Annotated in this window: 6 protein-coding genes; all 6 read right to left on the reverse strand. The window is 64.9% G+C overall.

The window, feature by feature from the left end; translation table 11 throughout:
- The gene (locus WAL33_RS03355; RefSeq protein ID WP_422178472.1) at positions 1-1,995 is read right to left on the reverse strand and encodes an acyltransferase family protein; all 1,995 of its coding nucleotides are present in this window, start codon (positions 1,993-1,995) and stop codon (positions 1-3) included.
- A 33-nt stretch (positions 1,996-2,028) separates the two neighbouring features.
- The gene (locus tag WAL33_RS03360) at positions 2,029-3,567 is read right to left on the reverse strand and encodes a lipopolysaccharide biosynthesis protein (protein WP_422178474.1); all 1,539 of its coding nucleotides are present in this window, start codon (positions 3,565-3,567) and stop codon (positions 2,029-2,031) included.
- A 262-nt stretch (positions 3,568-3,829) separates the two neighbouring features.
- A complete protein-coding gene (locus WAL33_RS03365) occupies positions 3,830-5,152 on the reverse strand; it encodes an O-antigen ligase family protein (RefSeq protein ID WP_422178476.1) in 1,323 nt (440 codons plus the stop codon).
- 42 nt (positions 5,153-5,194) lie between these two features.
- Complete coding sequence (locus tag WAL33_RS03370) at positions 5,195-6,376, reverse strand: glycosyltransferase family 4 protein (protein WP_422178478.1); 1,182 nt, start codon at positions 6,374-6,376, stop codon at positions 5,195-5,197.
- A gap of 348 nt (positions 6,377-6,724) precedes the next feature.
- On the reverse strand, positions 6,725-8,380 hold the full coding sequence (locus tag WAL33_RS03375; protein WP_422178480.1) for a lysine--tRNA ligase: 1,656 nt from the start codon (positions 8,378-8,380) through the stop codon (positions 6,725-6,727).
- Between the two features lie 111 nt (positions 8,381-8,491).
- Positions 8,492-8,725, reverse strand: a complete 234-nt coding sequence (locus WAL33_RS03380) for a hypothetical protein (RefSeq protein ID WP_422178482.1) — start codon at positions 8,723-8,725, stop codon at positions 8,492-8,494.
- Positions 8,726-9,849: the final 1,124 nt, after the last annotated feature.

Here is a 9,849-nt window from a genome sequence, read left to right on the forward strand (position 1 = left end):
CTAATCCAGCTGCGCCCTGATGGCCGGCGCGAGAAGGCGAGCTCCCCGGGCGGTAAGGTGATTGTGGTCGACATAGAGCAATTCGTCGCCGCGCCACGCCGCGCATCGATCTGACCCACAAAGCACCGACTTGGTTTCGACCAGTCTCACGGAGGGGTTTCGGGCCACGACCCGCGCGATGACCTCCTCCGAGACCCTGGATCGCTCCCGGACTTCCGCGCCGGCCTCGGCGCAGAGCTGCGCGTCACGCGACATGCTGACGGCCCGCACGAAGCACTTGGCCTCGTTCCGCGCGTATTCGGGCACGGGATCAATGAGGATCACGATCTTTCCCGCGTCGGTCAGTTTCCTCACCGTCCGATCGATCGCGTATTCCAGCTGCTTGATCGTCTCCTCGTGCGTCAGGGGACCGCCGCCGGGCCGCTGCAGATAGATCGGGTCGGCGCGCGTGTAGGAATTCCAGCGGCCGGCCAACACGACGTATTTCGACGTTTGGTCGCGGGCGATGACGTCCAGCATGGCGTCGGTGTAGCGCCGGCAGTTTTGCAGGCCGCCGCCCGGCGAGTTCATGTTGATGATGTCCACGCCGGAGAGCGGCGAGCAGCTGGCCATCAGCCGGTAGTGAAGGCGGGCGAACTTCGGCTGGACTGCATCGACGACCGCGGGGAATAGCGAGCCTGCGTGTGAATCGCCCATCAGCCAGACCCCGCCGTTCGAGGGATTCCCCGCCAATTTCATTTCACAGGCGTCGAAGGCCTTCATGTTCACGCGCCGCGGGTTCTGGAAGCACTTGCCCAGGCGCTCCAACTCGGGCTTCAGCCCGGCCTGGGCATGAAGCGTCCGCTCGGACGCGGTGAACGCCAGGCCCTTGGTGGCCGCGAACGTGCCGCCGATCAGGGCCACCGCGGCGTAGCCCGCCGCGCCGAGCACCACGGGCTTGGGAACCTTGAAGACCCGACCCCAGGCTATGGACCGGATCGGCCGCTCCACGAGGATGAGCGAAAGATAGGCCAGGGCCGCCGCGACGAGCATCAGACCCACGGCCTCGACGGGTGTCAGCGGGCGCAGGAGATACAGCCTGGGCAGCACCAGCAACGGCCAGTGCCACAGATACAGCGAGTACGAGATCAGGCCGACGAAGACCATGGGACGCAGGCTCAGCAAACGGTTGCCGAGGCTCCCTTCCCGGCTGCCGCCATAGATCATCAGCGCGGCGCCCAGGCACGGCGCCAAGGCGTTGGCGCCGGGAAACGGCGTAACGGCGGCCTTGTAGGTGATCAGGGCGTAGCCGATCAGGGCCAGGCCGACCGCCGAAGCCAGTTCGGACACGACCCGGGACTTCGGAGCCGGCAACCGCGCGACGGCCAGCAGGGCTCCGGTGAGCAGCTCCCAGGCGCGGGTCGGCAGAAGGAAGAAGACCCCTTCTGGCTTGGACGGCAGGAACCAGACGCTCAGGGCGAAGGACCCGATCCAGCCCAGGGCGATGATGAGCAACAGCCAGCGGCGCAGGCCCAGCTTGACCAGCGCCCACAGGGCCACGGGCCATATGATGTAGAACTGCTCTTCGACCGACAGCGACCAGGTGTGCAGCAGGGGCTGGTCTTCGGCGCCCCCTGCGAAGTAGCCGATCTGGTTGGCGAAATAGACGTTCGAGAAGAACAGCGCCGTCGCCTGCAGCGACCGTCCGAAGGCGGCGAACTCCGAGGGGATCAGCACGAAATACGCGGCGAGGGCGGTGGTCGCCAGCACCACGAAGAGCGCCGGGAATATGCGCTTGATGCGCCTGTTCCAGAAATCGACGAGCGAGAAGCGCGACCCTTCCAGATCGTTGACGATCAGGTTGGTGATTAGGAAGCCGGAGATGACGAAGAAGATGTCGACGCCGATATAGCCGCCCGGCAGCCAGTGGAGACCGCAATTTTGGCCGGCATGATAGACCACCACGGAGAGGACCGCGATCGCCCTCAGTCCGTCGATGTCGGCGCGATATTTCACTCTACATCCCCTGCAAATAGTGGATCTGAATCTTCAGCCGACCGAATTGGCGACCCGACGCGCACCGAAACGCTGCTTCAACGCCAACAGGCGGGACCGGACGCCTCGACGCACATTGGCGAGCTCCGAGCCGAGCCAGCTGTCCGGCGACAGCACCGCCAGGGCGAGCAGCACGAGACCGCCGGCCGCGCCGCCGCCGAGCTCGGAAACCCAGAAGTTCACCGGTGCCAGCAGGCGCATGACGATCAGGTCGGCCAGGATCACGGGCAGCCCCAAGGCCAAGCTTCTCGCATGGAGCCCGACCAGGGCGAGCAGTCTCAGGTCGGCCAGGTGCGCGGCATAGCTCAGCGAAATACCGTAGAAGATCCAGATCGCGATCGAAACCGCCACGGCGACGCCCGTCGGCCCGTGCATCGCGCCAATGATCGAGCCGCCGACCATCAGCACCGCATAGAGCCCCTGTCGAACCACGGCCGCGCCCGAACGCCCGAAGCCGACGGCTAGGCTCTCGGAGATCTTGTACGCGCAACGCGGTATCAGGGCTGAGAACAACAGCTGCACCACGATCACGGTGTCGCCCCACTTGGGCCCGAGCGCGATCATCACGATGGCGTGGGCATGCAGGACAACGAAGATCGACACCATGCCGAACAGCGGCGCGGCAAGGGACAGAGACTTCAGCAAGGCGCGCCGCGCCGCTTCCTGATCGTTCTGCAGGCGGGCGAAGGCGGGCAAGAGCACCTTGTGCATCGGCGCGGCGGTCGCGGAGACCGCCACGTCCAGAAGCTTCCAGCCGCGTGAATAGATGCCCAGCGGGATCGCGCCCAACGAGCGGCCGATGACGGCGTTCGCCCCGGCGTTGGCGGCCCAGGCCAGGACTTGCGAGATCGTGAAGAAGCCGCTCGTCTTGACGACGTGCCGCATCGATTCCCGATCCGGCCGCACGCGGATTGGAACCCGCGCGACGATGAGACTGGCGACGGCCTCCGTCACCCCACCGACCACCGCGCCGCCGACCAGCGACCAGACGCCGTAGCCCTTGAGCGCCATGACGGTCGAGACGATGCAGAAGCCCAGAGCGTAGGTGCCGATGTTGATGATCGCCAGGGCGGCGAATTGCCGACGGCGCTGCAAGAGCGCCTGCGACACCGATCCGCCCGCCTTGAAGATCAGCGTGACGGCGGTGACCGTCAGGATCGCTCCAAGGTGCGGGAAACGGAAGAAGTGCTCGACGAGGGGTGCGGCGACGGCCACGATCGCGAACATGGCGATCGCCAGGATCAGCGACATGTAGAGCGTGGTGGAGATGTAGTTGTCGTCGATCTCGGCGCGCTGCACCACGCCGATGCCGAACGAGCCTTCGAACACCGCATTGGTCAGGGCCAGCACCAGCCAGGCTGCGGCCATGACGCCGAAATCGGCAGGCGTCAGGATCCGCGCCAGAATGGCGGTCGAGATGAAGCTCAACGCCATGACGGCCAACCGGGCGATCATCAGCCAGCTGAAGCCGGTGACGACCTTGTGGCCGCCACCGGCCTTCGACGGTTTGTCCTTGGGCGCTTCACTGTGCATGCTTTGATCCATCTCGCGGCGTTTCGCCAAGAACCCTATTGCACTGCAGCATGACGTTCTCCGGACGGTAAGCCCAGAAATCACAGCCCTGCGCGCCAACTAGAGGATTGTTACTCGTAGGACAATCATGCGCGACGCGCCGCACATGCGAACTGCAGAATTGACTGAAAGCCGCCCAGCGCCAGGGCAGGCCTTTGAAGGCGCGACGAGCCTCGATCCGTCTTGAAGCTCCGGCAAGGCGGGACGCGAAAAGAACCAATCATCACTTGAAGGGGACCACGCCTTGGCCCGTCGGGACACGGGCCGGCGCGCGCGGGATCGAGTCCAGCCTGAGCAGGGAGAGGTAGCCCACCAGGCAGTAGGCCAGCATCATCGTCGAATCCCACGCCTCGGCGGCCATGTGGATGAGGAGGACCCCCATCAGGAAGGCGGCCAGCAGCTTTTCGCGAGGGGTGCGATAGCGCCTCATCGGGCCCACCCAGGATCGCATGATGTTGAGGGCCGAATAGACGAGCAGCGACAGCACGGCCAGAACGCCCACCGCGCCGTTCTCCACCAGGATCCGGGTCGGCTCGCCATGGATGCCCAGGCCCGGATTGATGATGCCGTTGCGATTCAGGAACGCGCTGCGGTACTCGTCCTGCACGATAGGTCCGTAGCCATTCGTGCCGACCCCGATCAGCGGGTGATCGGGAATGATCGTCTTGACGTAGTTGGCCGTCCACTCACGCTGCATTGTGCTGAACGTTTTGGGGGCGGAGTCCCTGCCGAAGTGGACCAGGGATTCGACTTGTCGCTGGATATAGCCCGTGGAATCGAGCATTTCGAGCGCGGGGATCGCCGCGATCAGGATGAGCGGCGCCAGGTAGGTCAACGGATTGCGGAAGTTGAGAATGAGCGGCAGGGCCAGGGCTAGCATGATGTAGCCCTTCCGCTCGCCTGACATCAGGATCAGGACGGCGGAGACGAGGACGGCCAGCGCTCCGTAGCGGCGCGCCGCGGGCGATTTGCCCGTCAGGAACGCCACCAGCACGAACGGCAGCAGGGCGAAGGCGTTTTTGGTGTCGGCGAGGTACTTCCAGGTCACGTATCGGTGGATCGAGATGTGGTAGAGGATCGTGACAGCGATCGTTGCGACCAAGAATATCGCCGCCCACCGATAGAACCGCCGCATGTCGTAGCGCGAATAGCGCACGACGAACGACCAAGTGAAGCCCAGGACGATCACCACCTGTATGAGTTTCAGCTGGAAGATATCCATGCTCACCCGCATCGCGAAGCCGACGTGGATGGCCAGGAATATGAACAGCGGCAGATTGAACAGTTTTCGCAGTTCGCCCGGCCGCAGCAGCAGCGGGATGTGAGCGACGAAGGCCACGGCCGACATCGCCACGAACAGGAAAGCCTTCCCCGGCCCGACGATCTGACCGAAGAACAGCGCCGTCAGCGTCAGGGCGAACCAGACGTCGATGATCGGATGGGAGTAGAAATCGTTCGCGGAGACTTGGCCCGTCGGGCCGGCGGCCTGGCAGGGTGGGCCCGAACCGGGCAGATTGGCACGGCGTCCGTGATCAAGCAGCGTCATGAGCCGGCCGTTGCAGAATCTGACCTTGCACCGAACAAGGTCTTATCCGGCCGACGATTGCAGTGCGGGGCCCCGGCCCGAGCGCGCCTGCAGGTCACGATAGACCTCGCCGATGGTCGCGACCATCCGCTCGGCGGTCCAGGGCGTGTAGTCCTGGCTCCTGAGGTGAGCCTGGAAGCGGGCGCGGGTCGGGGGCTCGTCGATCAGCTTGAGGATCGGGGCCTTCATCGCGGCCAGGTCATCGATCGGCACCACGTAGCCGCCCTCGTTGTCGGTGACCACCGTGTCGATGCCGGGAAGCGCGGTGGTGACGATCGGCACGCCCGCGATGGCCGCCTGCACGGCGACACGCGGAAGACCCTCGCGGCGCGAGCAGACCAGAGCAACGTCGGACAACGCCAGCAGGCGCTCGAGATCCTTGCGGAACCCCAGGACTCGGACGTGGGCCCGAAGGCCTAACCGGTCGATCTCGGCCTCGATCGCTGGCCGCTCAATGCCGTCGCCGGCCAGCAGCAGGACCACATTGGGCCGCTCGTCGATGATCTCGCGCAGCACCTTGAGGAACCTCAATTGACCCTTGCGCTCTTCCAGCGCCGCAGCCATCAGCAGGACGAAGGGCGCTTCGGCCGCGGCGATCGGGCTGGCCTTCAGGGTCGCGGCGTCGTCCGACGGCAAGGCGGTGGCGAACCGGTCGACGTCCATGCCGCTGGGCGCCACGATGTGCCGGGCCGATCGGCCCAGGCGCCGCTCGACACAGTCGTCGCGAAGGTTCGCGCTGACATAGACGAAGGCGTGGGTGAATGCGCCGCACAGCCGCTCGAGCCCGGTGTAGATGATCTCCTCGGTCCGCGAGACGTTCGCGAACGGCAGAATATGCACGCCATGGACGATATGTTTTGTTCCGGCCATCACCGCAGCCAGGCGACCGACGATGCCGGCCTTGCTGGTGTGGGTGTGCACCAGGTCGGGCTTGATCTTCTTGAGATGGCGATAGATCGACCAGGTCGATGCGAGATCGCGCTGCGGTGAAACCGTCCGCTGCAGGGCCGGCACGACGATGAACTTCACGGCCGGGTGCAGGGACGCTCTCATCGAGGCCTCCCATTCACCGCCGACGATCAGTGTGACCTCGTCCCCAGCTTCCGCCTGCAGGTTGCAGGTGATTTGGGTGTTCTCGTCCGCACCGCCGCGAATGAACCGCGTGATGATGTGTACTTGGCGCACGTCGTCGATTCCCCACGGTCATGAAGCCACTGTCGGGGGCTTGTACGAGATCTTGCCGGTCACGGCCAGCGCAACACGAAGCTCAGGCATGAACTTTATCAGCAATGCTCAGTGTTCGCGCGAAAGCTCGTAACCTGCGCATTGAGTTATGTAAATGTCTCAATCGATTTCGAGAATCGTCTTCACCTTTTCCGGGCTAACCTGGCGGCCAGGGCTTTCGGTCAGCAGGTAGTCGAAGCAGCCTTGGCCGCCCGTGGCTTCCACCCTGGGCGCATTCAGTTTGGCGATCGCTTGGGGTGAGGCGGCCGAGCCTTGCCGTTAGGCGTCTGGCGAGATCGCCTTCGACAACTATCCCAGCTTTTCTTCGATCAGCGCCGTGGTGCGGTCCAGGCCGAAGATCGCCGCGAACGAGCCGAAGCGGGGCCCCTGGCTCTGGCCCAGCAGCACCTCGTAGAGGGCCTGGAACCAGGCGCGCAGTGGTTCGAACTCGTGGTCCTTGCCGACCGCGAACACCTCGTTCTGGATCAGCTCGGCGTCCTGGCAGTCCGAGGGCAGGGCCTTCAGGCGGGCTAGCAGGTCGACGATCGCGGCGCGCTCCTTGTCGTCCGGCGCGCGGAACGCCTTCGTCGGTTTGACGAAGTCGTCGTAGTAATTGATCGCGTAGCCGGCCAGGCGGTCCAGCAGCGGCTGGCTCTCCGGCGTCGCGCCCGGGATGTAGCGCGACAGGAAGCCCCAGAGGATCGCCTTGTCCGAGGCGTTGGCGGCCGAGACCAGGTTCAGCATCAGGCTGAACGACACCGGCGAGCCGTACTGCGGCGGACGGCCCGAATGGACGTGCCACACCGGGTTGTCCAGCTGCTTGACCGGCTCCTGCCGGGGGTAGGCGTCCAGCTGCTGCAGGTACTCGTCGGTCGCCTTGGGGATGACGTCGAAATACAGCTTCTTGGCCGACTTGGGGCTCTGGAACATGTAGTACGACAGGCTCTCGGGCGCGCCGTAGCGCAGCCAGTCCTCCATCGACAGGCCGTTGCCCTTGGACTTGGAGATCTTCTGCGAGTTCTCGTCCAGGAAGAGCTCATAGTTGAAGCCCTCGGGCGGCACGCCGCCCAGCGCCTTGCAGATCTGAGCGCTGGCCTTGACCGAGTCGATCAGGTCCTTGCCGCTCATCTCGTAATCGACGCCCAGCGCCGTCCAGCGCATGGCCCAGTCGGGCTTCCACTGCATCTTGACGTGGCCGCCGGTCACCGGGACCTCGACCTTCGATCCGTCCTCGTCCTCGAAGACGATCGTGCCCTTCTCGACGTTGCGCTCCAGGGTCGGGACCTGCAGCACCTTGCCGCTCAAAGGGCTGATCGGCAGGAACGGCGAATAGGACGCGCGGCGCTCCTCGCCCAGGGTCGGCAGCATGACCTTCTGGATGGCGTCGAAGCGGGCCAGGGCGGTCAGCAGGGTCTCGTCGAACTGGCCGGCCTTGTAGCACTCGGTCGAGGACACGAACTCGTAGTCGAAGCCGAAGCCGTCGAGGAAGGCGCGCAGGCGGGCGTTGTTGTGGGCGCCGAAGCTGTCGTGCGTGCCGAACGGGTCGCGGACCACGGTCAGCGGCTTGCCCAGGTCCTCGATCAGCGGCTGCTTGTTCTCGATATTGTCGGGAACCTTGCGCAGGCCGTCCATGTCGTCGCTGAAGGCGATCAGCCGCGTGGGAATGGCGTCGTCGGTCAGGGCGCGGAAGGCGCTGCGGACCATGGTCGTGCGCGCCACCTCGCCAAAGGTGCCCAGGTGCGGCAGGCCCGAGGGGCCGTAGCCGGTCTCCAGGATCACCGGCTTGGCCAGGGCCGGCAGAGCTTTGACGGCCTCGTGGGCCTTGCCGCTGTGGATCAGCGTGGAGGCGAAGTCGCGTTCGGCGTCAGTCAGACGCAGGCGCAGGATGCGGGCGAGCAGGGCGCGCGCCTGCTCGAACGGCCAGGAGCGAGCGTCGCGGGCGAGGGGGGAGAGGCCTTCAAACATGGCGCGGGGTATAGGCGGTCGAGGCGGCGGTGGCTAGGTTTTGGGTGAGGGGATGTGCAGCGTCCGGGTCCGGGCAGGGGGGCGGTGTCAGCTCACGACCCTGAGCGGACACTAGGTTTTGGATCGGGAACGAATTGCTTTTTTGCCGATCAGGAACACGGAGGTGGCGGCAATGAACAAGCCCCCGCCCATGCCCACGTAGCGTAAAATTCGAGTCCACATTGTTGCGTCGGCGGCAAAGACCGTGAGCGCAAACCAGCACATTCCAAGCCCAAATAGGAGGTTGATTGCTTCAGCCCAAACGGGCGGGGTGGCTGCTTTGTCGCGATGGGTCTGGCGAGGCATCTTGGCAATCCCGTAAGGGGGCAGCGATAGACTGCACCTTAGCAGGCCCTAAGGTCCGACATCCACCCATCTAGGACATTTAGCCAAGAGGTGTAGGCTGACGGCTGGGTGAGCAATGGACGATCAGCGATGCAAAAGTGGATCTACCTAGTCGGCGGGTTGGCGGCTCTGGCGATCACGCTTAGCTCCGGCTACTTCGTCGGTGAGCACCTGCTTTGGGTTCACACCTTCGGATGGCCCACTCTCTCCACCGCCGGGCTCGTGACGCTCAGCGCTGCCTGCGTTTGTGGCCTATTGGGGACGGTTGTCATGATCCGGAAGCTTGTTTTCGAGCATTCGGCGAAGGGCAACTAACCACCCTTTTCGGACTTCTGAAACGTCCGCTTGGCGCAAGCCCCCATCCGCCCCGGATGGGGCCGCGCCTTAAAGCCTTGGTGGATCGGAGCTCTGGCAACTGTCCGGAGTTACACGACGACAGACGGCTGGAGCTCTGGCTTGACTGCGGGGTCTAGCCCCACGGACCGTTCCACGAGCTTCCAGCCGCCGCGATCAAACCTCATCAGGTGATCGTTCGTCCATCATACGAGGACCGCCTCTGGCGGCCGCGTCGCGGCGACGCGGCGCGTCGTCCTTGACACGGCCAGACGCCAGAACAGGCTCGCCATCAAGGTTTCAAGGCGCGGCCTCGCCGTTGCGGGCGGTCTTTGAAGGGGATGACCGGGATCTAGAGGGATCGAGCGCCGTGTATCCCCGCCAGCGCCGCGAAGAACGCCAACCTTTCCAACGCCCTGAAAAATAATCAGCGTCACCGATCCTCGGACCTCAGACCCGCCGCATAATCATACCCGTCCCCATCGCGGGGGAGGGCTCTTGGTACCGGCCCAAGCAGGCGATGGGGATCGAACCGAGCGGGGCCTGGCTGGCCCGGCGGGCGGGTCGGCTTGGGAGGCGGGTCTCAGAAGGATCCAAGGCCCGGGGCGGACGCCAGCCGGACAGCCGGGGTCGACGGGGCCGGGAGGTTAAACCGGCCTGTTCCAGGATCAGTCGGAGTCGCCGACGGCCCCTTCCGGGCGACTTTGATCCTGCCCGCCCGAGGGGAAACGTCGACCGGGATGAAACAGGCC

Origin of the sequence: Caulobacter sp. (assembly GCF_049283275.1) — a bacterium.
Taxonomy (GTDB): Bacteria; Pseudomonadota; Alphaproteobacteria; order Caulobacterales; family Caulobacteraceae; genus Caulobacter.